The sequence below is a fragment of the Maribacter arenosus genome (assembly GCF_014610845.1).
GTDB lineage: Bacteria > Bacteroidota > Bacteroidia > Flavobacteriales > Flavobacteriaceae > Maribacter_A > Maribacter_A arenosus.
Genome location: NZ_JABTCG010000002.1, coordinates 87,456 through 113,661, shown reverse-complemented (window position 1 = coordinate 113,661; position 26,206 = coordinate 87,456). Strand labels below are relative to the sequence as shown.

Sequence of the window (26,206 nt, the reverse complement as noted above, 5' to 3'; positions counted from 1 at the left end):
CACCTTCCAATAATTTTACCCATTATAAAAAATTCATTGGAATGAAGAATGTATTATTACCTACGGACTTTTCAGAGAACGCTTGGAATGCCACCAAGTATGCCATTGAACTGTTCAAGGATGAAAAATGCCTTTTTCATTTACTTAATACCTATACACCGGTTATTGCAAGTAGTAGATTTATGGCCACCAGTCTAGGCAATGTGCAGGAGGGTAGTATGCGCACCAGTTCGGAAAGGGGCTTAGAGGATGTTTTAAGCAAAATCAAAAAGAAATACAATAATCCCAAACATAACTTTAATACTATTTCATCATTTAGTCTTCTGGTCGATGAAATAAAAGATATTGTAGAAAAGCGCAATATAGACCTTATAATTACCGGAACTAAAGGGGTATCAGGGTTGGATGAGGTGTTCATGGGTAGCAATACCGTGCGCATCATCAAATCCGTTAAAAATTGCCCAGTACTCGCGATTCCGCAGCATTTTAAGTATACCAGCCCTACGGAAATAGCTTTCGCTACGGACTTCAACAGGTTTTATTCACTTTCAGAGCTTCAGCCTATAATTGATTTGGCCAAGGCTTTTAAGGCGGCCATCCGTATAGTGCATGTCCAATATGAGATTAAGGCCTTGAGCGAAATTCAAATGTTCAATCTTAACATGTTGCGCAAGTATTTAAATGAAGTGGAGCATTACGTACATACGGTTTCAGAGTTGAACTCGGTATCTAAGACCTTGGAAGTTTTCACAAAGGAACTCGACATCCATTTGTTGGCAATGCTCAATTACCAACATAGCTATATGGAGCGGATGACCCGTGAGCCTGTAGTGAAACGAATGGCATTTCACACCCAAATACCATTATTGGTGATACCTGAACTAGGAATGAATGTGCCTTCGAAAACGTCACAGGACTCGAAAAATGCTGTGGCTGATTAAGAGGATTGGCCAATGGGATGGTCCTCATAAAAATCCTTGAAAGTCTTATCGGTTTTGTAATCATCCGTTAAAACGCGATATACCATGTAAACCACCATTGATTGACCCAATACGGTTACATAGAACACCCAATTGAACGAAAAATTCATAGCGGCCATTATCGTTACCAAAACCAAAGTAATGGTCGTATTTACCACCCAGAACATTGCAGTACTTTTCATATTTTTTATTTACAAAGTACGAAAATGCAACCTTTTCAAGGTTAAAAAAATACTAAAAAAATAAGCATTCTATTTCTGTTTTGGGCGCTGGTTTACGGCTACGTGGCTTGTTCACGAATAACAACCAATCCTTTAAAGCTATCTTCAGCTTTCACTCTAAAAATATCCATTGAGACGACCATTTCGATATTTACCGTTTAGTAATTGCTAATTTTACAAAAAAAGTGTGTGAATATCCCTAAGACAGATAAGAAAAGGTTGGTGATAATCGGTGGTGGTTTTGCCGGTATTTCACTAGCCAAAAAACTCAAAGATTTGGATGTACAGTTGGTATTGCTGGATAAGCAAAACTACCACACTTTTCAACCCTTGCTATATCAGGTCTCTACTAGTGGTTTAGAACCCGATTCTATTGCCTATCCAATACGTAAAGTATTGAAAAACCTACATAATTTCTATTTCAGATGGGCTACGGTTGAGCATATCGACCCTGACCACCAATACATTTCAACCTCCCAAGGAATTTTATCCTATGATATTTTGGTAATAGCCACTGGGACCATAACAAATTATTTTGGGAATAAGGAGATTGAAAAATTTACCATGCCGATGAAAAATATCCCCCAGGCATTGGATATCCGAAGTCTTATGCTCCAGAATTTCGAAAAAGCGGATGATAGTCCCTTCTTGGAGAATCGAAAAGCCTTACTGAATTTTTGTATTATCGGGGCTGGTCCGACAGGGGTAGAATTGGCCGGTGCTTTTGCAGAACTCAAAAACAATGTGTTTCCTAAAGATTACCGTCATTTGAATATATCCGAAATGCAGATCCAGTTATTTGAGGGGGGTGAACGCGTATTATCCCCTATGAGTGAAAAAGCCTCGAGAAAAGCCTTGTTGTTTCTTCAAAAATTGGGCGTAAAGATACATTTGAATACACTTGTAGAACATTATGATGGGCAAAACTTGATCTTGAAGAATGGCGAAACGGTACAAACCAAGAATTGTATTTGGACGGCCGGGGTTACCGGTGCTGCCATTCAAGGATTTAGCAAGGAGCATTTGGTAGATAGACTTAACCGATATAAAGTAAATCATTTTAACCAGGTTGAAGGGTTTAGGAATATTTTTGCCATTGGCGATATAGCATATATGCAGACCAAGACTTACCCCAATGGTCATCCGCAAGTCGCTCAACCGGCCATACAGCAAGGGGAGCTTTTAGCCCATAATTTAAGGAACCTTCTTAACGGTAAGAAAATGAAGCCATTTAGGTATAATGATAAGGGTACTATGGCCACAATAGGTAGAAATAAGGCCGTGGTTGACTTGAAGCGATTAAAATTCGGAGGTTTTTTTGCATGGTACATTTGGATGTTCGTTCATTTAATGGCGTTGGTTGGATTTCGAAACCGGGTAATCGTATTTTTCAATTGGGCCTACAATTATATCAATTTTGACAAGGCGGCCCGTTTAATTGTTAGGCCATACAAACCAAAGGAGTAGATTGACGAATTGTGCGAATCCGTGCCAAGGATATGAAAAACCTTTGTATATTTGTCATGTTGTGTTGGGCTTCGATTTAGGTCGAAGCTATGGTGAAAATGCCTTTAGGCATGAACCAATGAAAGGCTTTCCTATACTGGGAGGCTTTTTTTATGCCGTTTTCTCAGCTCCGATAACCGTTGAAACTTCTTTGCTTTACCATTTAAATGGAGATTGATTTTATTCGGATACGGGATTATCGTATTTTTAAGAGGACAAATTAATACTACAATTATGCCATTATATCATAAGTTAGGTAAAATTCCCAAAAAACGACACACGGTTTTTAAGAAGGCCGATGGTACGTTACACTATGAGCAATTGTTCGGGACGATTGGGTTTGATGGTATGTCATCTTTGCTTTATCACTTATATAGACCCACAATGGTCAAAGAAGTAGGTGCAACTGTGGATGTGTCTCCCAAAGCTGCCGTGCGATATAATATTAAATCAAGATTGTTAAAAGGTTTTCAGGTTCGATCTGAAGATGATTTTCTCGAAAGCAGAAAAATAGTTCTCTTCAATTCGGATGTGAATGTAGCTTTGGCCGCTCCTAAAAAATCAATGACCGAATACTTTTATAAAAATGCCGATGCCGATGAACTCTTGTTCATCCATAGGGGGTCGGGAATTCTAAAAACGTTCTTGGGTGAAATTGCCTTTGAATATGGGGACTATCTATTGATACCTCGGGGTATGATCTATCAAATAACGTTCGATTCGGAGGACAATCGTCTTTTGGTCACCGAATCATACAGTCCAATATATACGCCCAAACGTTATCGCAACTGGTTCGGTCAACATTTGGAGCATTCCCCATTCTGTGAACGCGATTTTAAACTCCCCAAAAATTTGCAGACCCATGACGAGAGAGGAGAGTTCGTGATGAAAGTAAAGAAACAAGGGCAATTGCATTACTTGGTGTACGCATCACACCCTTTTGATGTTGTAGGTTGGGATGGCTATAATTATCCATACGGATTTTCAATACACGATTTTGAACCTATAACGGGAAGGGTACATCAACCACCGCCGGTTCATCAGACTTTTGAAACCAAAGCTTTTGTGGTTTGTTCGTTCGTGCCGCGATTGTACGATTATCACCCCAATGCCATTCCGGCACCTTACAACCATTCCAACATCGACTCTGACGAAGTGCTGTATTATGTGGATGGGGACTTTATGAGCCGAAAGAACATTGATAAAGGATATATTTCGTTGCACCCTGCGGGAATACCCCACGGACCACATCCGGGCACCTATGAGGCAAGCATAGGTAAAGTGAAGACAGAGGAACTGGCCGTTATGATCGATACCTTCAAACCCTTACAGCTTACCCAAACCGCCTTGGATATCGATGATGGCACCTATTATCAGAGTTGGTTGGAATGATTAAATAGCGTGCATTATATAATGCACCAATGAAGCCGCCAATTTTGCAGTATGGTTGTCAATATCGTATTTCGGATTCATCTCGGCAATATCGATACTAATCAACTTTTTCGAGTTTAAAATCGATTCCAACGATTTCAAAACAATGTTAGGACTAAAACCTATGGGTGATGGGGCACTTACACCAGGGGCATAGGCCGATGAAAACCCATCAAGGTCAATGGTAACATAAATATGATCCACATTAGTGATGAAATCTTGTAATTTTCGGAACACAATACTTGTATTTTGCATTGTGAAATCCTTGTTCTCGATATAATCGACACCCAACTTGGTAGCGGTTTCGAATAGAGTTCTGTCGTTTGCATCCCAGCGTATTCCCAAACAGAGATAGTTGAAAGTAGATGTATCGATTTTGCAATCTTGGGCAATTTGATAAAATGGGGTGCCCGAATTGCCACCATTTGAATCGGATCTCAAGTCAAAATGGGCATCAAAGTTGATAATACCGATGGATGTATTAGGTCCTACATATTTCTTGATGCCGTTATAATGTCCGTAGGCAATATCATGTCCGCCACCGATTACAATTGGAAAAGTACCCTTTTCCAATAAAAGTGCCACCTTTTCCGATAAATGCGTTTGAATGTTTTCTAATTTACCATCTTGACACTCCAAGGTCCCTACATCCAAAAAATCAACATTCTTTTCCAAATGATTGGGTAATTTACCTAAGGCATTACGAATGGCGTCCGGTCCCTTTCCTGCCCCGATTCTTCCCTGATTTCTTTTAATACCCACATCGCATGCATAGCCCAAGAAAGCAATGGCTTTTTTTTTATCCTTATTTTCCTTTTCAAGATTGATACACTTTACTTTTTCATGCAAATAGAGTTGTTGGCCTGAAATTCGACCAGTCCATACTCCAGGTTTTGTAACCATATATCTATTCATGGGATGATGGGTAAATATTGCTCTAGAATAAATCCTTCAATATTGAATCTTCCACTAAGTTAGGTAAAGTTACCTTTAGTTCGGGGGTACGTTCCATTTCACGTTTAATGGCGAATAAGGCCTCTTCATTTCTTGCCCAGCTTCTACGCGAGATCCCGTTGTTCACATCATAGAACAACATATTTTTTAATCTTTTTGAAGCTTCTTTTGAACCATCGAGAACCATTCCGAATCCTCCGTTGATGACCTCGCCCCAACCGACCCCCCCACCGTTATGTATAGAGACCCATGTTGCACCCCGAAAACTATCGCCGATTACATTGTGTATAGCCATATCTGCCGTGAATTTACTACCATCCTTTATGTTGCTGGTTTCGCGGAAAGGGGAGTCCGTTCCGCTTACATCATGATGGTCCCGCCCTAAAACGACAGGGGCCGAAATGTCTCCTGAATGTATCGCTTTATTGAAGGCTTCGGCAATTTTAGTACGACCCTCGGCATCGGCATAAAGAATTCGGGCTTGGGAACCCACCACCAATTTGTTTTCATCGGCTTCCCGAATCCAAGTGATGTTATCCTGCATCTGTTGCTGTATTTCACTTGGAGCGGTGGTCTTGATTTGCTCTAAGACTTTTAAGGCGATGGCATCGGTTTTTTGTAGGTCTTCCGGTTTACCTGAAGTGCAGACCCAACGAAAAGGGCCAAAGCCATAATCGAAGCACATAGGTCCTAAAATATCCTGTACATAGGACGGATATCTAAAGTCAATATTGTTTTCTGCCATGACATCAGCACCTGCCCTTGAGGCTTCCAATAAGAAGGCATTTCCGTAGTCGAAAAAATAAGTGCCCTGTGCAGTATGTTTGTTGATCGCATTGACCTGTCTTCGTAAGGATTCCTGCACTTTTTTCTTGAATGTTTCAGGTTCTGAGGCCATAAGAACATTTGATTCCTCAAAGCTCAAACCTACGGGATAATACCCACCTGCCCAAGGATTGTGTAGGGATGTTTGGTCGGAACCTAGATGTATGAAGATTTTTTCCGTATCGAATCGTTCCCAAACATCAACTATATTACCGATAAAAGCCAAGGATACGACCTCATTATCAGCGATGGCTTTTTGCGTACGAACAACCAGTTCATTTAGATCATCGATCAATTCATCCACCCAACCTTGCTCAAATCTTTTGCGTGCAGCCTCAGGATTTACTTCTGCACAAACTGTAATACACCCGGCTATGTTACCCGCTTTGGGCTGGGCCCCACTCATTCCTCCCAATCCAGCAGTTAAGAAAAGCTTACCCGCCGGCTTCCCATCTTTCTGCAATACTTTTCTAAAGGCATTCATCACGGTTATTGCGGTGCCGTGAACGATTCCTTGTGGACCGATATACATATACGATCCTGCTGTCATCTGACCGTATTGGGTCACCCCAAGGGCATTGTATTTTTCCCAATCGTCAGGTTTAGAATAATTGGGAATCATCATGCCATTGGTCACTACAACGCGTGGGGCTTCCTTGGATGAAGGGAACAAGCCCATGGGATGGCCCGAGTAGATATGTAGGGTTTGTTCCTCGGTCATCGTGGCCAAGTAGTGCATCGTTAATAAGTACTGCGCCCAGTTTTGGAAGACTGCTCCATTACCACCATAGGTTATCAACTCTTCGGGATGTTGCGCCACTGCTGGATCCAAATTGTTTTGAATCATGAGCATTATACTTGCGGCTTGAGGTGTTTTCGCCGGATACGCATCGATGGGTCGGGCATAGATTTTATAAGTTGGTTTGAAACGGTACATATAGATTCTACCATAATCCTTCAATTCTTGGGCAAATTCCTTCGACAACTCTGCGTGCCAAGTCTTGGGGAAATAACGTAATGCATTTCGCACCGCCAATTTTTTCTCCTCTGAGGAAAGGATTTGTTTTCGCGTTGGGGCATGGCTCATCGAATGCGAACGCTCTTTTTTTTGAGGTAATTTTTTTGGGATACCTTGCAGTATTTCAGCCTTGAAATCCAATTTTACGCTTCGTGTTTGCATAATTGATTAGTGCTTATGTTTATCGTAAACCAACTCCCCCTTTTTCCATACCATACAAGGTTTAAAATTCCCTTGGTTATATAAGATTTCCTTATAATCCGCGGTATGGAAAATGCAGAGGTCGGCCAAGTAACCTTCGTTCAATTGTCCTCTATCCGATAATTTTAAGGCCGCCGCTGCCCTATGGGTAATTCCGGCCAAGACTTCAGCATTGGATAGTTTTTGAAAGGTTCCCAAAATGGCGGCTTGGGTCAATAAATCACCCATTGGGGCAGAACCTGGATTGTGGTCACTCGCAATGGCTAATGAACCGCCGGCATCCAGGATTTTACGTGCTGGGGTAAAAGCACACCCCAACCCTATGGAAGCTCCAGGTAATGCGATTGCAATCACATCACTTTTGGCTAGGAGATTTATTTCCTTAGTTGTACTTGCTTCTAAATGGTCGGCGCTTATGGCCTTGTGTTTTATGGCGACTTCGCTACCTCCCGTTGAAAATTGGTCGGCATGTACGGTAATATCAAAACCAAGTTCCTTGGCCATATTGAAGTATGGTTCTATAAGCGATGGGGTAAAAGCACCTTCCTCAATAAATGCATCGACTCTTGAGGTCAGCTTTTCTTTTAATAGTTTTGGAAGCAATTCATTGGTGATTTCCTCGAGGTACCCCGCAGGGGTTCCTTCAAAATCCTTGGGAACCATATGCGCTGCCAAGCACGTAGGAATTAAATCTATGGGCAGTATTGAATCTGCCTCTTTTATTGCAATAAGCATTTTAAGCTCTTCGTGTATGGAAAGTCCGTAACCACTTTTGACTTCAATGGTGGTTACGCCATTCGCCAAATGTCTTTTTGCCCTTTTGACAACCCCCTTGACCAATAACTCTTTAGGGGCTTTTCGTGTTTGGGTTACGGTATCCCAAATGCCCCCTCCCGCTTTTGATATTTCAAGATAGGTTTTCCCTGAATTTCTTAGCGCGTAATCATTGGCCCTAGAGCCTGCAAAACAAATATGGGTATGGGCGTCCACAAATCCCGGGAGACAAGTATGGTCACTTGAAAGTTCTTGAATTTCTGCGTGGGAGGATTTAGCTTTGGTAAATAGGTCGTTAAATTTTCCGACGGTATGAATACGGTCTCCATCAATTAAAATACCGCCGTTTTCAATAATCACCAATTCTTCGTCTTTGATGGCTCCTTTTACGGTAAGCCCGGTCATAGGTATGATCTGTTTAAATGGACCTATAAGTTTCATGTGCGCTGGTTTAATTCTGATTTGGTTTCCCACCAAGTAGGGAAAGGCGAAAGACTACACTCAAAATACTTCAAATTCGTTGAAATAAGGTGTTTTGAACGAGATCTTTTTCTCCTTTTTCGTTTTTTCAATAACCTTCATTATGGTCCGTTCCTTTATCATGTCGATCCCAATTTCTATATCATCGGCAAATACACGATCTTTTTTGGCAAAAGAGACTCTTTTGCGAAGTTCTTTATGCACCTTGTCTAATAAAATGCCCGATTTCATGGGTTTACGGTATTCGAATGCCTGGGCTGCGGTCAATAGTTCAATCGCCAAAATTTTCTCCAAATTGCCAATAACCCGTAAGGCTTTTCGACCACTTATCGAGCCCATACTCACATGGTCTTCCTGTCCTAAGGAAGTCGGGATACTATCGGCACTTGAAGGAAAACATAACCCTTTGTTCTCACTCGCCAATGCTGCAGTTGTATACTGCAATATCATATAGCCGGAGTTTATTCCGGTATCATCCATTAAGAGTTTGGGTACTCCTGGACTATTCCCTTCCAAGGCAAGATAAATTCTTCGGTCAGAGATGTTCCCGATTTCCGAAGCGGCCAAGCACGCATAATCCAAGGCCATGGCCAAAGGTTGACCGTGAAAATTCCCACCACTTATGGTCAGTTCCTCATCAATGATTATCGGGTTGTCTGTTACTGAATTGAGTTCAATTTCAAGCAACTCTTTCAGATGTAGCCAAGCCGTGCGCGATGCGCCATGTACTTGCGGAATACAACGAAGGGAATAGGGGTCTTGCACCCGTTCGCAATCTGCATGTGACTCCATGATTTGGGAGCCTTTCAATAAGCGTTTAATTCTTTTGGCCACATGTAAATTGCCCTTAAAAGGTCTTAATGCATGTAGTTCATTGTAAAAAGGTTTTATAGAGCCTTGTAATCCTTCGATCATCATAGCTCCAATAATATCGGCCTGCGAAAGACAACTGTGCAGTTTTTCGACCACTTTTATGGCATGGGCGGCTATAAACTGCGTGCCATTGATAAGCGCAAGACCTTCTTTGGGACCTAGTTGAATGGATGTTAAACCGGTTTTTTCAAAGAGTTGGGAAGTTGTTATAGTTTCACCTTTATACTGTACTTTTCCTAAACCAATAATGGGTAGAAACAAATGGGAGAGTGGTGCCAAATCACCGGATGCACCCACAGAACCTTGTGAAGGCACTATAGGGATTGCATCATTCTCTATGTGCCATAGGATACGATCCAAGGTCGATTCTGAAATTCCAGAAAAACCTTTTGCAAGCGAATGTACTTTTAGAATAAGCATCAATTTTGCAATTTCCTTCTTAATAGGTTTGCCAACGCCAACACTATGGCTTTGAAGTATATTGCTTTGCAGTATTTTTGTCTCCTCTTTCGATATCTTGGTAGTGCATAAGGGCCCGAAACCAGTATTAATCCCGTAGACCGGATGTCCTTTTTCAACGATGTTCCCAACAATACGCCAACTTTTAGTGATTTTGGATCGAGTAGCTTTGGATAGGTTGACTTTTATATCGCCTAAAGCTATGGCGAGTGCGGTACTGGCCGTTAACCAATCTTCGCCTAATTCGAAAGTTTTGGGAACTGTGTTCATTGTTTTTTTTTGACCTATAAAAATATTGATTTACTTTTTAATAGGCATTGATTTTGTAGCTTTAAAGCATTAAAATAATACCGATGGTTTTTGATATCATAAAGAACAGACGATCTATTTTTCCCTGGCAATATATTGACAAGCCTATTAAGAAGAATGATTTGGATAAGATCTTGGAAGCTGCAAATTGGGCGCCAACCCACAAGAAGACCGAACCTTGGCGATTTAAAATAATGCAAGGCAACTCAAAGAAAAAATTAGGCACATTTCTTTCGGAAAAGTATCAGGAAATAGAAAAGCGACCAAAACAAATTAAAATTGATAAGCTTTATAATAATCCGACGCGATCTGCTGTAGTTATGGCAATCTGTATGCAGCGCGATCTAGATGAAAGTGTTCCCGAATGGGAGGAAATTGCAGCTGTAGCTATGGCCGTTCAGAATATGTGGCTATGTTGTACCGATTTGGGTATCGGTTGCTATTGGAGTTCTCCCAAACTAATAAAATATATGGATGAATTTTTTGATTTTGCTAAAGGCGAAAAATGCCTGGGTTTTTTGTATATGGGATATTTTGAAGGGGAAATACCCGAAGGGACAAGAAAACCCATTACCGATAAGGTAGTTTGGTTAGACTAAGGCCAATGAATTTTATGCTAATTGAAAAAAGGAAATAATGCGGCCTTATATTCCCATGCCGTTGAAATGAATAACCCTAAAAAGACAACGGTTACCACAAATTTCAGAAAGGTCCCGGTCAAAAATCCGATAAATGAACCGAATGCGGCCTTGGTGGCCGTTTTTTTATCAGCCTTATTCATCAATTCACCTACCAACGCCCCAACAAAGGGCCAAATAATGATTCCCAACGGACCTAAAACAGGAACGAACAGAGCAACCAGTAGTCCTAGGGTGGTACCGATCATTCCCGCCCTTGTTCCTCCAAATTTTTTTGTCCCAACTGCTGGAATAATATAATCGAGGGCAAACACCACTAAGGCGATAACTAAGGTAATACCTAAAAATATCCAATCATCGGGTACGACTTTCGTGAGATATAATAAAAGAAGACCAACCCAGCTCACGGTAGGTCCGGGTAATACGGGCAGAAAACTTCCAATAATACCAACCAGCATTAAAATAAAGCCGAAAATAAGCAGAGCGATATCCATTCAAAGTAATTTTGTTGGTTTGACGAAGATAGTGTGTATTTGTTACATTCAATATTTGATTATTACCCATTACGCAAAATAAGTTTCACCAAAAAAATCGTAATTTCCACCTTAGAAAAGGGGTTCATGCGAAAGTTAATTGCATTCATGATTTTGGGCTGTTGTTTTTCCTGCGATTTGTTCGTATCCAAGGAAAAAAAGACCCAAGAATTGGTCAACCAGGAAATGCGTGCCATTAATTGGAATGATGTTGACAACTATCCGTTATTCGAAAGTTGCGATGAATCAACTTCAAAAACGAGCCAAAGGGAATGTTTCGAAACCGAATTGCTAAATCATTTTTCCGCCACCCTGCAAGAATTCGAATTCGTCATAGGCCCCGATATGGATACGACAGTGTTTGTGGATTTTTTAATAGATCAAGAGGGTAAGTTAACTGTTGTCCATATACAGAAAGACAAGGCAATTGATAAGGTTATGCCCGAATTTGATGGTATTATTTCGCAAAGTTTAAGAAATTTACCGCCTTTGGCACCTGCTTTGAAACGTGGCATTCCAGTACGTGTGAAATTTAGGATACCCATTGTTTTGAACCGTAATTAGCCATTGATTTGGTATAAAATAGTTCATAGTATTTTCAGAAGGCCAATCTCAAAAATCGTTGTTTGCCAACAACTAACAACTAACAACTAACAACTAACAACTAACAACTAACAACTAACAATCTGTTTTGTCCAACGAAAAAATCATATTAGGAATCGACCCAGGAACGTCCATCATGGGCTTTGGCATCATAAAAGTGGTAAACAAGCAAATGAAATTTATTCAGATGAATGAATTATTGCTTCAAAAGTATAAAGATCCTTATACAAAACTAAAACTCATTTTTGAACGGACGATTGAACTGATCGACACTTATCATCCGGATGAAATCGCTATTGAGGCTCCATTTTACGGTAAAAATGTACAATCTATGCTAAAATTGGGCCGTGCCCAAGGCGTGGCTATGGCTGCAGGCTTATCAAGGCAAATACCCATAACCGAATACTTGCCAAAGAAAATAAAGATGTCTATTACAGGGAATGGCAATGCCAGTAAGGAACAGGTTGCAAAAATGTTGCAAAGCACGCTGGGGTTGAAATCCTTGCCCAAAAACTTGGATAGCACGGATGGACTTGCAGCTGCGGTTTGTCATTTTTACAACGAAGGCAAGGTTGAGGTAGGAAAAAGCTATTCGGGATGGGCTTCATTTGTAAAAAACAACCCAAAGAAAGTTAATTAAGTTCCGAAATGAGCGGAATCTACATCCATATTCCATTTTGTAAACAAGCGTGCCACTATTGTGACTTTCATTTTTCGACGAGTTTGGCCAAAAAGGATCGAATGATCATGGCCTTGAAAAAGGAATTGGTGCTGCGAAAAGACGAATTCAAAGAGGAGACCGTTGAGACTATTTATTTTGGTGGGGGAACGCCATCTGTTTTAAGGACCAGTGAAATCAATGACTTGATACAAACGGTGTATTCCACTTATAATGTGGTAAAACAACCTGAAATTACCTTAGAGGCTAATCCAGATGACTTGACAGTGGAAAAGGTTGGGCAACTGGCGGAAAGTCCCATAAATCGATTAAGTATTGGTGTCCAATCATTTTTTGAAGAGGATTTGAAGTTGATGAACCGGGCCCATAATGCCAAAGAAGCGGAACAATGTATTAAGGAAGCCGCCAACTATTTTAAAAATATATCCATAGACCTGATTTACGGTATTCCGGAAATGACGGATGAGCGTTGGAAACAAAATATCGAAAAAGCCCTCTCATTTGAAATACCCCATATTTCTTCCTATGCCCTAACCATAGAACCCAAAACGGCTCTGGCCAGTTTTATTAAAAAAGGGTTGATAAAGCCTACTGATGATGCCATGGCGCAGCGGCATTTTCGAATACTATATGATATTTTGAGCCTTGAAGGGTATGATTGCTATGAAGTTTCCAACTTCGGAAAACCAGGGTATTATTCCAAAAACAATACGGCCTACTGGCTCGGGAAGAAGTATATGGGAATTGGTCCATCGGCGCATTCCTATGACGGAGGAAAAAGAAGTTGGAACATAAGCAATAATCCAAAATATCTAAAAGCCATTGCCGAAGGCCAATTACCTATAACCCATGAGTTACTTTCGCTAACTGATAAGTACAATGAGTATGTTATGACCGGTTTACGAACAAGTTGGGGAATATCGCTAGACAAGATCCGTGAACGGTTTGGCGAAAAATATTATGTTTATATAACCCTGCAGATGGAGAGATATATAGCACAGGAATTGCTGTCCCTGTCTAAAAACCAATTGGTGGCAACAAAAAAAGGAAAGTTTTTGGTCGACGGGATTGCCAGCGATTTGTTTATTCTGAACTAGATTCAGGATTTATGATTAATTTAGGTTGAAATTAAAATATCATTCAAACAATGTGAGGAATACATGTTTGATTGGTTTTTGACTGTTCGAGCGCAGTCAAGAAAAACTTAAGAATTTAAACGTCTCAATTTCGCTCGATGGGACTTTTCTTTCTATGCTTGCATCTATAAAAGTAAATAACAGAAACCATACGATTGATCTTTCAAAACCGTTGGATATATCAATTCCCATGAAGGGTAATGCTTCCGATGTGAATGCCTGGTATATTGAGCACTCACGAATAGAACCACATACCGAGGGAGAATTTGTTGGAGCAGTGTCGAAAGGCGCTGCGATCAATTTTAACCATATTTGGTTTAGTCCACATGCACATGGTACACATACAGAATGTGTAGGACATCTTACCGAGGAATTTCATTCGATAAATAAGAGCCTAAACCAATATTTCTTTTATGCCGAAGTAGTGACCCTTGCACCTGAAAAGCAAAAAAATGACTTTGTGATTTCTAAAAAACAATTACAATATGCTTTTGGGAATAAAAAAAGGGATGCATTGATAATTCGTACGTTGCCCAATTTTAAGGATAAAACTTCGAAGCAGTATTCTTATACAAATCCTCCGTATCTCACTGAAGAGGCGGCCAAGTTTTTGGTGGATAAAGAGGTAGAACATCTATTGATAGATCTGCCCTCGGTAGATAAAGAAAAAGACGGGGGCGAATTACTTGCCCATAGGGCTTTTTGGAACTTCAATTGTAAAATGAGAAAACAAGCAACGATTACAGAGCTGATCTATGTGCCCAACAGTATTGAAGATGGCACCTATTTTCTTAATTTACAGGTTGCTCCCTTTGAGAACGACGCCTCGCCGAGTAGACCCGTATTATATAGGAATATCGAAGAGTAAGGAAATAGAACCATTTTTGAAAAGGTCTATATTGCTCGATCATGACTTGTGCGTGGCAGCCGAGAGTAGGTTAGACAAGTAGTTAATTAAAATACTGGAAAATGAAAACGTTGATTAAATTGGAAGAATTCATGATGTTCATTCTTGGTTTATTCATGTTCGGGTTGTTGGGATATGAGTGGTGGTGGTTTTTGGTTTTGATACTTGTCCCTGATGTTGGTATGTTGGGTTATTTATTTGGGAATAAGATCGGGGCAATAACATACAACCTTTTTCACCATAAAGGTTTGGCCATTATTTTATATTTTACCGGAATGTATTTTTCAGCACCCATCATTCAAATGGCAGGCATAATAATATTTTCCCACGCTTCGATGGACCGGGTTTTAGGTTATGGTTTAAAGTACAATAAAGGATTCAAGTATACCCATTTAGGGGAAATCGGAAATAAGAATGGATAATATTTTAGAGGTGTTTTTAGGGCTGATCTTAGGTGCCATAATCATGTATTGGATGTTTTCCTTATTTGGAAAAAAGAAAAACAAGGAACTGACCGAACATCAATCGACCGTGCTTCTCGAAAAAATAAAAAGTGTTTGTAAACTTATATCCGTGGAAGGTGATTTTGCCGAAATCTATAAATATGAAAATACAAAAGAACGTTTTCTCAGCTTGGTTAGCAGTAAAAAGAAAGCCTTGATCGTAATCAATGCAAAGGCCCAAATTGGGTACGATCTGCAAAAAATTTTGATGCACGCCGACATTGATAAAAAGAAAATCATTTTGACCAACTTTCCCGAACCCCAGGTAATCTCCATTGAACCGGAGTTAGAATTCTATGATATTCAAAACGGTCTCTTCAATACCTTTACCCCCAATGATCTAACGTCATTGAACAAAGAGGCGAAAAAGCATATTATGGAAAAAATACCGGAAAGTGGTTTAATGGATACAGCCAAGAGGGAAGCAATTGAAGCCGTTTTATTAATTGAAAAAATCGTGGAGACAATAGGTTGGAAATTGGATTACTCCGCCTTGCGGATAGACGAAAAACAAAAAGAATTATTGAACAAATGAGAAAGAGTTATATCACATTCCTGTTTTTAATTTTTGCCGTTTCGAGTTATGGCCAAAAAGCAGGAACAATAAAGGATTTTGACACTAATTTTGCACATACGGTTTATTTTTGGTTAGAGAATCCGGACAATCAGGAAGAATGTATGGCATTTGAGAATTCATTAAGGAAGTTTTTGGATAACTCAGCGTACGCAAAAACCAAGTTCATCGGGACGCCGCCAAGAGCAAGCCGAGACGTGGTAGATGGGTCGTTCACATATTCATTGATCGTTACTTTTGAATCGGCCGAAGCACAGCAGAAATACCAGGATGAAGCACCACATAAATTGTTTATTGAGGAATCGAGTGATTTATGGACCAAGGTAATCGTGTACGATTCTACCGGAATTTAACGCTAATGCTATGAATATAGAGGAATTCAGGGTATACTGTTTGACCAAAAAGGGAATTACAGAGGAGTTCCCTTTTGATGCGCATACTTTGGTGTTCAAGGTTATGGGCAAGATGTTCGCTTTGGTTGCTTTGGAGCGTTTGCCTTCACAAGTGAATCTAAAATGTGATCCTGAAAGGGCCATTGAACTTCGCGAAGAATATGATGGTGCCATAACCTCTGGGTATCACATGAGCAAAATCCATTGGAATACGATAATGTTAGGGCAAGTTCCACCAAAACTCATCTATGAATTGGTCGATCATTCCTATGAATTGGTGGTGTCTAAATTCACCAAAAAATTAAAGGCAGCTTTTGATGCTATGTAATCGATGATAGGTAAACTGGAATATATAATCAATGATTTAAAAACATGTTTTGATGGCAAACCATGGTATGGGGATTCGGTTATGAAAAAATTGAATGCTGTGGACTGGCATATGGTGAATGATGAAATTTATGGTGATAAGTCGATAGCGGTATTATTACAACATATCATCAATTGGCGCATTTTTGTGATCAAGAAATTACAGGGAGATACCCAGTATGATATCATTATTGACGAATTAAATGATTGGGGCAAGGTCACGATCCAAAATGAGCAGGAATGGGAACTGCTAAAACAGCGGATTCGACAGACCCAAAATGAAATCCTGGACCTTTTAGCCAATAGCTCTGAAGATCTTCTGGATAAAAACGTACCAGGAAAAAAATATTCCTTTGGCGCTATTTTGCCTAGCATCGCCCAGCACGATATTTACCATCTAGGGCAAATAGCGCTGTTGGCTTCGGGACGTATCAATACATAATGTTTGCGTATCTTTATCGATCAAACATGCGATTTCCTTGATACAAAATCCACAACTATTTTATAAAGAACAGATTGCCAGTTTTGAAGGGCAATTGGCCCGAGTAAAGAATCAACTTCATGCATCAAGCATGATTCGGTTAGTTGTTTTTTGCCTTATGGCGTTTGGAGTATACTTGACTTTTGGCAATATCAAACTGGTTATTGGTCTTATATCAATCACCATTGTCATTTTCATTTATTTGGTTTCCAGGCATACCGATTTACAATACAAGTTCGATAAGATACAGGCTATACTTCAGATCAATACGACCGAATTGGAAGTGCTGCAAAGAAAGTTCAATCATTTACCCATGGGTAATGAGTTCGAGGTTGATGGGCATTACTTTAGCCAGGATATCGATCTCTTTGGTCGTGGTTCTTTTTATCAATATGCGAATAGAACCGATCTAAAACACGGAAGTGAGGTCCTTGCCTCTATGCTATTGGAGAATTCCATTGAGAATATACCATTAAAGCAAGAAGCAATCAAGGAACTAAGTAAAATGCCCAGGTGGCGTCAAAATTTTTCAGCCATTGCTTCTTTGGTAAAAACCAAAACGCCGTATCATGTGATCAACAATTGGATAAAAACATATCAGGCATTTGTACCCAAGTATATGCGTTTTTTCCCTATTGTATTTTCTTTGGTTTCCATCTTGATAGTGACCCTTTATTTTACCGATAATCTCAATGGTTGGGGCGTGGTGTTATGGTTGTTTCTGGGTTTGGGAATCACAAGAATATTTTCGAATAAAATAAATATTCTAGCAGAAAACACATCAAAAGCACAAAGCACCTTTCAACAATATCAACTACTGATATTGGAACTGGAGAAAATTGAATTTAATGCTTCGCTATTAATAGAACAACAATCTGCCATATTACTTGATTCATTAAGGGCTTCAAAGGTTTTGGAGGAATTCTCTAAAATCCTGAATGCGTTGGATCAAAGAAATAATATGCTTGTTGGTTTTTTAGGGAATGCCTTTTTACTTTGGGATATTCATCAATGCTACAAAATTGAAAGATGGCTTCAAATCCATGGCAATAAGATTGAAGAATGGTTCAATGTAATCGCCTTTTTCGATGCCTATAATAGTTTGGGAAACTTTGCCTTTAACCATCCCGGTTATGCTTTTCCTAAAATCGTAAATGGGGAGGTTATATTAAAATCGGACAACGCGGGACATCCTTTGTTAGATCCGGAAATAAGCATACTAAATGATTTTAAAATAGCTGCCGAACAATTTTTTATCATAACCGGGGCCAACATGGCAGGGAAAAGCACATTCTTGCGAACGGTTTCCCTTCAAATTATGATGGCGAACGTAGGATTGCCCGTTTGTGCCTCGAGTGTGGAGTATTCTCCAATAAAATTGATTACCAGCATGCGAACGGTCGATTCACTGGCCGATGATGAGTCCTATTTTTTTTCTGAGCTAAAACGGCTGAAATTTATTGTAGATGAAATAAAAAAAGATCATTACTTCATCGTTTTGGACGAGATTTTGAAAGGAACGAACAGTACGGACAAGGCAATAGGATCAAGAAAATTTATCGAAAGACTGGTGGCTTCAAAATCAACCGGAATCATTGCAACCCATGATCTTAGTTTGTGTAAGGCCGCAGATGATCTGCCCCAAGTGCACAATTACTATTTTGATGCCGAAATCATCAATGATGAACTTCATTTTGATTATACATTCAAAAAGGGGGTTTGTCAGAACATGAACGCTTCCTTTTTGTTGAAGAAGATGCATATTGTGGATTAAGACCGCAATGTTAAATTCATTGAGGGGAACTTAAAAAAGGTTTACTTCGATGAATTGATCTTCATTAAAGACTCTTCACCTGTAGATCATGAAAGGCATCGGCTTGAAGTTTAAGTAGTTCCTCGGTTTTCTTCTTTTTATGGGCATAAACGGCCTCTTCATTCTCTATCTCGCTATAGATTTTATGGTTCAAGGAAATATCGGTCGCTAAAATTTGTTCACGTTGCCTCACCTTTTGGGTAACCCAGGTTTTCAGCACACTCTCCTCTTCTTCCAATTTAATGTCATATTCACCTTTTGGGGCCAGCAGTTTGGCGATAATGGGTGAAGTTTCGATAGCTAGGAACAGTAGAAAAATAAAGAACGATGGAAACCAAGGTAATTCGCCCAAGGCATTGATGCGGGCCATAAGTCCATCGAAACCATCAATAATAGGTTGTGAATCGGTTACTGTTTTTGCATATTCAATACTTAAATCATCAATTTGTGTTTCAAGACCTACGATTTTTTCAGCATTGACTTGTTTCAGTTGTTGTAATTCGGCCAAGGCGGCATCGTGTTTTTCACGTTTTTCAGCATACACTGGGCCTTTTCCCAAAAGCATGGTCCCTGCAGTACCTTCGGCTTCAGTAATATACGTGTCGTAGAGGGCATTGGTTTCTGCTTCCTGCGTATCGATTTCGCTTTTTAAAGTAGCAATATCCTGATTCAGTTTTTCAATTGTAGGGGTATATTGTAACGCAATTTGATCCTTATTAGCCAAAGTAAGCTCGTTTTTCCGTTCCAAAAGCACCTGATTGATTTCCTTTTCAAAAATCTTCATTTCCAAAGGTTTGGAAATAACCACTGCAATGATCACGGCTAATAAAATCCGAGGCGTCGCCTGCAAAAGTTCACTTTTTATACTATCGCGCTTTTTAATCGTGGAAACAATAAAACGATCCAAATTAAAAATCAATAGCCCCCAAATAAGTCCAAAAAAGATAGCGGCATAAATGGTATCGAATACGGTATAAAGGGCATAAGCACTGGCTAGAAAGGCCATTACCGCAGTAAAGAATACGGTGGCGCCAATACCGGCATATTTGTTTTGCTCACCTTCGGAGCACGTTTTTAAAATGGCGGAATCTGCCCCTGAGCAGAGGATAAAAAAGCGTTGTAACATAGTGTTCTGATTTTTGATTGATGATTTATTTATACAAAAACACACAACATAGATAGTTTACGTTGCGGTTAATTTATGATTTTCAATTTTCGGCTAACTTACCAAATGCCCATTATGGGCTTCATATAGATAATTAGAACGCCAACTTCGATGATTTGTTACACAAAAACTCTGAAAATCGGGGCTTAAAGTAAGAATTTAAGGTTTTGTTTAATTTCCTTATAAGTTATAATGCTATATAAGTTGATGCATGATAGCCATTTTTACGAGCGAGGCAGTATTTTTGGCCTCAAATTTTGCTAATAGATTTTTTCTATGTGTATCTACCGTTGTAGGGCTTATGAATAATTTTTCTGAAATCGAATTATTGGTCAATCCATCCGCAATGAGCAGCAGCACTTCTTTTTCCCTTCTTGTAATAATGGGGATTTTTGAATTTTGGTTTTTTTCGACGACAATGGCTGCCTCATGGCTTAAATAAATATCACCTTCCATTACCGTTTCAATAGCTGCAATTAACTCCAGGCTTGTTGCGTTTTTTAGAACATACCCAGAGGCACCGTTTTCCAACATTTTTTCTATAAAACTTTGCTGATTGAAAGAGCTTAATCCAATGATATGGATTTTGGGATATTTTGTTTTGACAACTTTGCATAAATCAATGCCACTTTGATCTGGAAGGTTTACATCCATTAGCAATACGTCTGGCAGATCATGTTGTAAAAATGCCATACAGGATTCAGCAGTCATTGCATGACCTAGCCATTCAATGTTTTTTTCGGATTGTAAAAGGGATCTGATGCCCTCAACAATCATATAATGATCATCTATAATGAAAAGCCTTATCATCTATTATATATTGATTTCCAAGTGTACGGAAGTTCCTTTTCCTAATTTTGAATCTATATGTATCGTTCCTTTTAATAGGTCGGTCCGGTATCGAATATTGGTCCAACCCATGCCGCTGGCTTGTTCAAGATCTTTTGTCTTGAATCCTTTCCCATCATCTTCCACGGTTAAAGTTATAAGATTATTCGATTGGGTCAATTGCACGATGGCTGATTTAGCGCCAGAATGTTTCATCGTATTATTGATAAGTTCTTGGGCAATCCTAAAAATGGAGATGGAAGTGGTTTGATCAATTTTTAAATCTGAAAGCCTAATTGACTGGTAATTAATTTGTAAAGCCCCGCTTGCGCTAATTTCGTTGCAAAAATCCTTAAGTGCCACTTCAAGCCCAAACTTTATGAGGGATTCTGGCATCATGTTCTGGGCGACCCTGCGCATTTCATTTATTGAACTGTCTAACATATCCATGCTGCGTTCAAATGCCTGTTGGTTCTCGGGTGTCATCACTAAGGTTCCTTTCATAAGTTGCAATGAGTATTTTATTCCGGAGAGCATTCCTCCTAAACCGTCATGTAGGTCTTTTGCTAGACGGGAACGTTCCTGTTCTTCTCCCTTTAGGACCCCTTCGATCGCATTAAGTTGCTTTTCCTTTTCCAATTCCCCTATACGTTGTTGTTGTAGTTTTTGCCGATGTATATAATTTCTATAAAACATGAGACTTAATATCAAAATTGCCACGGAGGTACCTACCAGTATATAAGTCAAGTTATTCTTCTGTCGAATGGTCAGTTCTTGTATCTTTTTTTCCGATTCCAGTTTTTCTATGGTTGAAGCTTGTTTTTCGGAATCATACTTGGCTTCCAAAAGCTCAATATTGGTTTTGCTTTTTTCGCCAACAATCGAATCTTTCAGTATTTCAAATTCTTTGCGATATTCCAAGGCTTTCTTGAATTGTCCAGTTGCCTCTTCAAGGGAGGACGCTTTTTGGTAGAGGTCCATTAATTCGTATTTTGAACCCAATTTTTCGGCAAGGGCAATCCCTTTTTGAATGGTAAGTTTGGCATTGGCATACTTTTTTGCATCCATATGAAGGTCCGACAAACCCATATAGGCATACATTTCATATTCGGGAAATTCGTGCTCTTTTGAAAAATCGACAACCTTTTCATAGTAGGTGAGGGCTTTCTGTCTATTTTTCATGGCGTTGCATACATCGGCACTTCCCAACCAACCATCTAGTATTACAATAAAATCTTTGGTCCTACGACCTATTTCTTCAATTTTGGCATAGTATTCTAAGGCTTTGTTATATTCTTTTAAATAAATGGCCACTGTAGCCATGTTGAACAATGAGGATGAGATTGCATAGTCGTTTTCTAATTCCTTCGCTATGGCCAAAGAAGCTTCCGCATAACGCAACCCTTTTTCATAGTCCTTTAAATTAATAAAGATAGAAGCAAGGTTGTTATTGATAATGCGCTGCAGGCGCCTATCATTTATTTCGTCGGCAATTTTTTTGGCCTTTAGGTAATGTTCGGCGGCCTGTTGGAAATCTGAAAGGTAGTGCCATTCACTTCCCACATTGAGGTATGCCACCGCTAATTCTTTAGGATTGCCTAATTCCTCATAAATTTTTAGGGCATCCTCCGAAATTTCCAGGGCAGTGCGAAATTCGCCTTTGTTGTTGAGTTGGGTTATAGCATGACTGGCATAGGCGGCCATACCCTTTGCATAATTTAAGGAAATGGAGCGTTGTTTGGCCAAATCATAGTACCACATGGCCGAATCCGGGAATGTGGTTTCAATACTGCTACCATATTCGTAATATAGGTTGATGCGGATAGTGTCGTCGTTTGATTCCTTGATCACAGTCCTAAGGCTATCTAATCTCGAGGATTGTGCATGACCTTGGTTGAAGAGGATGCAGATTAAAAAAGGCCACCAACCATTTATTACCCTTATATCCTTTAGTGGCATATTTCGAATTTAACGATACTTAAAGGTAAGACCTGCTGGGATTACCGCCATCCCCTTTTAACATGATTTTTTCACAATAGTAAAAATCCTGTTTTTAGGGGATTGTGTGTGTCTACTTATATGTCGACTTTTATCATGTCATCCCTGATTTGTGGATCAAAGGATTGAAGTTATAATAGTTCTGTATTACTAAATCAAACAAAACCTGCAAATTTAGGATTGATAAAAGAAAAATTGTTTAATAAATACGCTATCAAAATGAAAACAAAACAAATATTACTGATTTCAATATTGGGTATTCTTACAATTTCGGCATCACAATTTATTGATGACATTCTTTCAAGATTAGGTATCGAAGAGCAATATGCCCAATCTAACATTAGATCCAATTTTATTGGAAGATTTGATAATGGTCCTTTGGAATCTCCAGTAGGCGAAAATACCTTTAAGGTACCTTATGCCAAATTACTCCCTTCTATTATTGCAGGTGATAAAACCGGCGCTGCCAAAGAGTTGTGTCATTACATAAAAAATTATATAAACAGCGAGGAATTTATCATCGCCTACAACGAGATGAGATATGATGCATTGCCATTGTGGGATTCTCAAGACCCAAATCGAAGTAGCCTCGGTATTTTGAAATCCAACCTAAAAGTATTCGAATTGAATATTAAAAATTATCCTAATGATGTTGCTTACGTTGCAGAACAAAAAAAATTAAAAGAGCAAACCCAAGCCAGCATTGATAATATTATGGAGGCGTCTAAAAAACCATTTCCAAATAAGGAATTATGGGAACAGACCTATCCTGAGAACCCTGAAGTTTTGGTCAAGAAAAGATTGCAGGAATACCTCGCACTGGTTAATACCGTCGATTTTAGTGCTAAACTTACGGCTCCTGATAATTATAAAATCCAAAAATTTGAAAATCCCAACTATGAAAGAAAAAGCCCACAATGGAAGGCATGCTACAGGGCAGGTAAGGATGTAAATGATGTTTTCACAAGTTTCGCGAATGAATGGTTAAAAGGGGAAATCATTGCCTCGGTGAAGACTAAAATGCCCGATAGAAGCATAGCATCCAAAGAGGAAACCAAATCAAATGCTATAGCTACGACAACGCCTGTAAATGAAAACAATACTACCCAAGTAGAGGATGCTCCTGCAGAAACTGGGACAATGGAAAGTGTTAATGTAACTGCTAAGGCAAAAAAATCCCTTTTGGATAAAATGAAGGAAAAGGCCAAAAAAATCGTTAACTAATGGGTGCCATCATTGAAATTTTTAAAGTACTTAAGGTTTTGGTTCAATTTAGCATATACGACAAAGAACAAAAAGGACCATGGGATACCTAAATAACAGGAGATGAGGGGTGTTAAAACAATAAAGCTTCTTAAATCCCTTGGCCCCCTGAACAGAGGACAAAAATAATCTGGAATAAAGGTTTCGATTTTTAACTTATAGTCCTATTGGCAAATTGATGAAACACATAGATAATTAGAAAGCCAACTCTGATTTTCCGAATCAAAAAAGCCCCAAAATCGGGGCTTTTACAAAATATTTAGGAAAATATGCATGCACTAATCCAAAAACCGACTGATTTTGACCACAGGCGGATTGTTGTTTTTCTTTGAGACATCCATACTCAGATTGCTATTTCTTTTTAATAGATCTATTGCCTTATCCGATGTAATCTTCTTTTTCCCATAATAGAATAGGGCGCCTTGCTTAGCCATTTCAATGGCATGATCCAAGGGTGAAACGGGCGTTGGTGGCACAGGAGGTGGGTAAATGGAATTCTTTTTGGAAGGTGGTGGCACAGAATGTACGGTATTTAAACCATCGTAGGGGTCCTGATTTGCGATGATTTCATCGATAACATTTACGACCTCTACTTCTTGATGACGCAATGGACTTGAAGGAGCGGGAGGGGCAGGCGGATTTTCACTTTTCTTCCCTTTTATCACTCTAGGGGATTGAGGTGCCTTTGGTGGAATTGGCGCGTCAATGGGTTCGGGCGGCTCGGGAAAATCGGGAAATGGTTCAGCATTTTCCCTTTGCTCATGAGTCATCAATCCATGCAGGTGTTCCAACCTTTCAACATCGGATTTTAGAATTCGAATTTCCTTGGCATCACTCAATTGACGATTGTATTTTTTCGCCAACGCGTTGAATTCTTTAATCTGTTTTTTGGTGGCACCTTCTTGAGGTGGGCATTCGGGAAAAGGTTGTGATTTTTCTCTCTGATCTTCATTCATTTTTCGATATACAGTCTCCAATATCTTTAAATCGGACAGGGGGATTTTTCGGTCTTCAATAGAAATGGAGTTATACTGTTTGGCCAATGAATTGTACGTTTTAATTTGTGTATTTGTAGCCCCTTTTTGTTCTATGGTTTCCAAATTTTGATCCTTATTTTCTTCGGGCCCAATGATATTAACTTGGGCAACCCCATAATCGACCAAAATAGCTTCTATAGCTTCCAATAGGTCTGTAGGTGCCTCGGGATTCGCGAGAATTTCAGCCCTTACATTTTGGGACCGCTGTACTTTGGAAAGCTGTGTGTTGAGTTTCAATAAATGGGATTTTAAAGAATTTAAAGTGACTATATCCTTATTTTGAAGATAAAGCACTTCATTATTTGTTATTCGAATATCAATTTTTTCAACAGGTAAGTTCTGTTCTATAGATGGAATGTTTGGTTCAACTCTGGATTCGACCTCAATACGTTTTCTTTCACTGAACCCAAATAATAATAGGGCCAGTATAGGCAGAAGGGCTATACTTCTTAGTACAATGGATTTTTTTGATGTTTTTGTTTTCATGACTGTAAATCGTTTTTTGATTGATGAATAATTGATGGCGTTGGCCATCTCGGCTGAATGTGAATTATGCGGGTCTGATGAGAACCTCAATAGGATATTTTGATACAGAGCGGGTGGTACGCCCTTGGTAAGTACTTCCCTATCTGCTAGGTATTCATGATTCAGTTTAATGTCTTTCTTTATAAAATATAATAAAGGATTGAACCAAAAAAATACTTGGAGTAACTCAATGATCAACACATCTAGACTGTGTTTTTGTATTGCATGGGTTTCTTCGTGCAATAGAACTTCATGCGGAATTTGTTTGGCCTCGAACTTTTTCCGGTTCAAGAAAATATAGTTAAAAAATGTATGTGGTGCGACGTTTTGACTTAAAAGCACATTGGTTATTAGGTTGACCCTTAGTTTCGGATTCCTTCGGATTCTTGTAATGATTTCAGCAAGGTTTTTAATGAATTTATAGCCAAAAAGCATCAAGCCAAAAAAATAGACACTCCATAAACCTAACGGTAAATATGCCATCAAATCTTGTTCATGATAAGCATCCGGCATCGCTGGTTTTGGGTTATAGGCTAGTTCAGCAGTTTGGGCAACAACTGGGATTTCTATATATTCTACGAACGAAATAAATGGTATTACATAGGACAATACTAGGGCCCCTAACAGATAAAATCGTTTGAAAGTGTGCATATTCTCACGTTCAAGGACTAGTTTATAGAACAATAATAGAATAGTAAGAATAGCAGTGGATTTTAAAATATAGAATAACATGC

Annotated in this window: 25 protein-coding genes; 15 read left to right on the top strand and 10 right to left on the bottom strand. The window is 39.3% G+C overall.

The genetic code is table 11. The annotated features are described in order from the left end of the window. Positions 1–41: 41 nt before the first annotated feature. On the top strand, positions 42–941 hold the full coding sequence (locus HPE63_RS05515; protein ID WP_188313262.1) for a universal stress protein: 900 nt from the start codon (positions 42–44) through the stop codon (positions 939–941). Here HPE63_RS05515 and HPE63_RS05510 read toward each other — a convergent pair. Continuing rightward, positions 938–1,162, bottom strand: coding sequence for a hypothetical protein (locus tag HPE63_RS05510; protein WP_188313261.1), 225 nt, complete (start codon positions 1,160–1,162; stop codon positions 938–940). The two genes, HPE63_RS05515 and HPE63_RS05510, sit on opposite strands and share 4 nt — an antisense overlap. Before the next feature lie 228 nt (positions 1,163–1,390). On the opposite strand from HPE63_RS05510, the gene HPE63_RS05505 reads away from it, so the two are divergent. Next, positions 1,391–2,668 (top strand): NAD(P)/FAD-dependent oxidoreductase, encoded by a 1,278-nt coding sequence (locus tag HPE63_RS05505; RefSeq protein WP_188313260.1) that lies wholly within the window; start codon positions 1,391–1,393, stop codon positions 2,666–2,668. Between the two features lie 273 nt (positions 2,669–2,941). Further along, positions 2,942–4,099: a homogentisate 1,2-dioxygenase gene (locus HPE63_RS05500; RefSeq protein WP_188313259.1), complete on the top strand. Its 1,158-nt coding sequence runs from the start codon at positions 2,942–2,944 to the stop codon at positions 4,097–4,099. On the opposite strand, the gene hutG is transcribed toward HPE63_RS05500, so the two are convergent. From hutG to hutH, 4 genes are read right to left on the bottom strand one after another with little or no spacing between them, the layout of a single operon-like run. Next, positions 4,100–5,053, bottom strand: coding sequence for a formimidoylglutamase (gene hutG, locus HPE63_RS05495; protein WP_188313258.1), 954 nt, complete (start codon positions 5,051–5,053; stop codon positions 4,100–4,102). 22 nt (positions 5,054–5,075) lie between these two features. After that, positions 5,076–7,097, bottom strand: a complete 2,022-nt coding sequence (locus HPE63_RS05490; protein ID WP_223198062.1) for a urocanate hydratase — start codon at positions 7,095–7,097, stop codon at positions 5,076–5,078. Between the two features lie 6 nt (positions 7,098–7,103). After that, positions 7,104–8,351: an imidazolonepropionase gene (gene hutI, locus HPE63_RS05485; RefSeq protein WP_188313257.1), complete on the bottom strand. Its 1,248-nt coding sequence runs from the start codon at positions 8,349–8,351 to the stop codon at positions 7,104–7,106. A 60-nt stretch (positions 8,352–8,411) separates the two neighbouring features. Then, positions 8,412–9,992, bottom strand: a complete 1,581-nt coding sequence (gene hutH, locus HPE63_RS05480) for a histidine ammonia-lyase (RefSeq protein ID WP_188313256.1) — start codon at positions 9,990–9,992, stop codon at positions 8,412–8,414. Between the two features lie 83 nt (positions 9,993–10,075). Between hutH and HPE63_RS05475 the strand changes: the two genes are divergently transcribed. Beyond that, a complete protein-coding gene (locus tag HPE63_RS05475; protein ID WP_188313255.1) occupies positions 10,076–10,630 on the top strand; it encodes a nitroreductase family protein in 555 nt (184 codons plus the stop codon). Between the two features lie 17 nt (positions 10,631–10,647). On the opposite strand, the gene HPE63_RS05470 is transcribed toward HPE63_RS05475, so the two are convergent. Then, on the bottom strand, positions 10,648–11,163 hold the full coding sequence (locus tag HPE63_RS05470; RefSeq protein WP_188313254.1) for a DUF456 domain-containing protein: 516 nt from the start codon (positions 11,161–11,163) through the stop codon (positions 10,648–10,650). A 126-nt stretch (positions 11,164–11,289) separates the two neighbouring features. Between HPE63_RS05470 and HPE63_RS05465 the strand changes: the two genes are divergently transcribed. From HPE63_RS05465 to HPE63_RS05420, 10 genes are all read left to right on the top strand, one after another. After that, positions 11,290–11,766 carry an energy transducer TonB gene (locus HPE63_RS05465; protein WP_188313253.1) on the top strand — a complete coding sequence of 159 codons (477 nt, stop codon included), beginning with the start codon at positions 11,290–11,292 and terminating at the stop codon, positions 11,764–11,766. A 127-nt stretch (positions 11,767–11,893) separates the two neighbouring features. After that, a complete protein-coding gene (gene ruvC / locus HPE63_RS05460) occupies positions 11,894–12,445 on the top strand; it encodes a crossover junction endodeoxyribonuclease RuvC (RefSeq protein ID WP_188313252.1) in 552 nt (183 codons plus the stop codon). A gap of 8 nt (positions 12,446–12,453) precedes the next feature. Then, complete coding sequence (gene hemW / locus HPE63_RS05455) at positions 12,454–13,581, top strand: radical SAM family heme chaperone HemW (RefSeq protein ID WP_188313251.1); 1,128 nt, start codon at positions 12,454–12,456, stop codon at positions 13,579–13,581. A 154-nt stretch (positions 13,582–13,735) separates the two neighbouring features. Then, positions 13,736–14,488: a cyclase family protein gene (locus HPE63_RS05450; protein WP_188313250.1), complete on the top strand. Its 753-nt coding sequence runs from the start codon at positions 13,736–13,738 to the stop codon at positions 14,486–14,488. Positions 14,489–14,589: 101 nt separating this feature from the next. After that, positions 14,590–14,949, top strand: a complete 360-nt coding sequence (locus tag HPE63_RS05445; protein WP_188313249.1) for a DUF4260 domain-containing protein — start codon at positions 14,590–14,592, stop codon at positions 14,947–14,949. Beyond that, entirely contained in the window at positions 14,942–15,565 is a 624-nt protein-coding gene (locus HPE63_RS05440; protein WP_188313248.1) for a DUF4230 domain-containing protein, read from the top strand. Before HPE63_RS05445 ends, HPE63_RS05440 begins: the two co-directional genes overlap by 8 nt. Next, a complete protein-coding gene (locus tag HPE63_RS05435; RefSeq protein WP_188313247.1) occupies positions 15,562–15,957 on the top strand; it encodes a Dabb family protein in 396 nt (131 codons plus the stop codon). The genes HPE63_RS05440 and HPE63_RS05435 overlap by 4 nt, the downstream gene beginning before the upstream one ends. A gap of 10 nt (positions 15,958–15,967) precedes the next feature. Further along, complete coding sequence (locus HPE63_RS05430) at positions 15,968–16,324, top strand: MmcQ/YjbR family DNA-binding protein (RefSeq protein WP_188313246.1); 357 nt, start codon at positions 15,968–15,970, stop codon at positions 16,322–16,324. Between the two features lie 3 nt (positions 16,325–16,327). After that, the gene (locus tag HPE63_RS05425) at positions 16,328–16,804 is read left to right on the top strand and encodes a DinB family protein (RefSeq protein ID WP_188313245.1); all 477 of its coding nucleotides are present in this window, start codon (positions 16,328–16,330) and stop codon (positions 16,802–16,804) included. A gap of 37 nt (positions 16,805–16,841) precedes the next feature. After that, positions 16,842–18,617, top strand: a complete 1,776-nt coding sequence (locus HPE63_RS05420) for a MutS-related protein (RefSeq protein WP_223198061.1) — start codon at positions 16,842–16,844, stop codon at positions 18,615–18,617. A gap of 64 nt (positions 18,618–18,681) precedes the next feature. Here the strand turns inward: HPE63_RS05420 and HPE63_RS05415 are convergent, their stop codons facing one another. The 3 genes from HPE63_RS05415 to HPE63_RS05405 all read right to left on the bottom strand — a co-directional run bounded on the left by HPE63_RS05415 (position 18,682) and on the right by HPE63_RS05405 (position 22,608). Continuing rightward, a complete protein-coding gene (locus HPE63_RS05415; RefSeq protein WP_188313244.1) occupies positions 18,682–19,782 on the bottom strand; it encodes a DUF4407 domain-containing protein in 1,101 nt (366 codons plus the stop codon). A gap of 234 nt (positions 19,783–20,016) precedes the next feature. Beyond that, a complete protein-coding gene (locus HPE63_RS05410; RefSeq protein WP_188313243.1) occupies positions 20,017–20,631 on the bottom strand; it encodes a response regulator in 615 nt (204 codons plus the stop codon). 3 nt (positions 20,632–20,634) lie between these two features. Continuing rightward, positions 20,635–22,608: a tetratricopeptide repeat-containing sensor histidine kinase gene (locus tag HPE63_RS05405; RefSeq protein ID WP_188313242.1), complete on the bottom strand. Its 1,974-nt coding sequence runs from the start codon at positions 22,606–22,608 to the stop codon at positions 20,635–20,637. A gap of 258 nt (positions 22,609–22,866) precedes the next feature. On the opposite strand from HPE63_RS05405, the gene HPE63_RS05400 reads away from it, so the two are divergent. Continuing rightward, positions 22,867–23,871, top strand: a complete 1,005-nt coding sequence (locus tag HPE63_RS05400) for a hypothetical protein (protein ID WP_188313241.1) — start codon at positions 22,867–22,869, stop codon at positions 23,869–23,871. Positions 23,872–24,188: 317 nt separating this feature from the next. Here the strand turns inward: HPE63_RS05400 and HPE63_RS05395 are convergent, their stop codons facing one another. Continuing rightward, entirely contained in the window at positions 24,189–26,204 is a 2,016-nt protein-coding gene (locus HPE63_RS05395; RefSeq protein WP_188313240.1) for a M56 family metallopeptidase, read from the bottom strand. Positions 26,205–26,206: the final 2 nt, after the last annotated feature.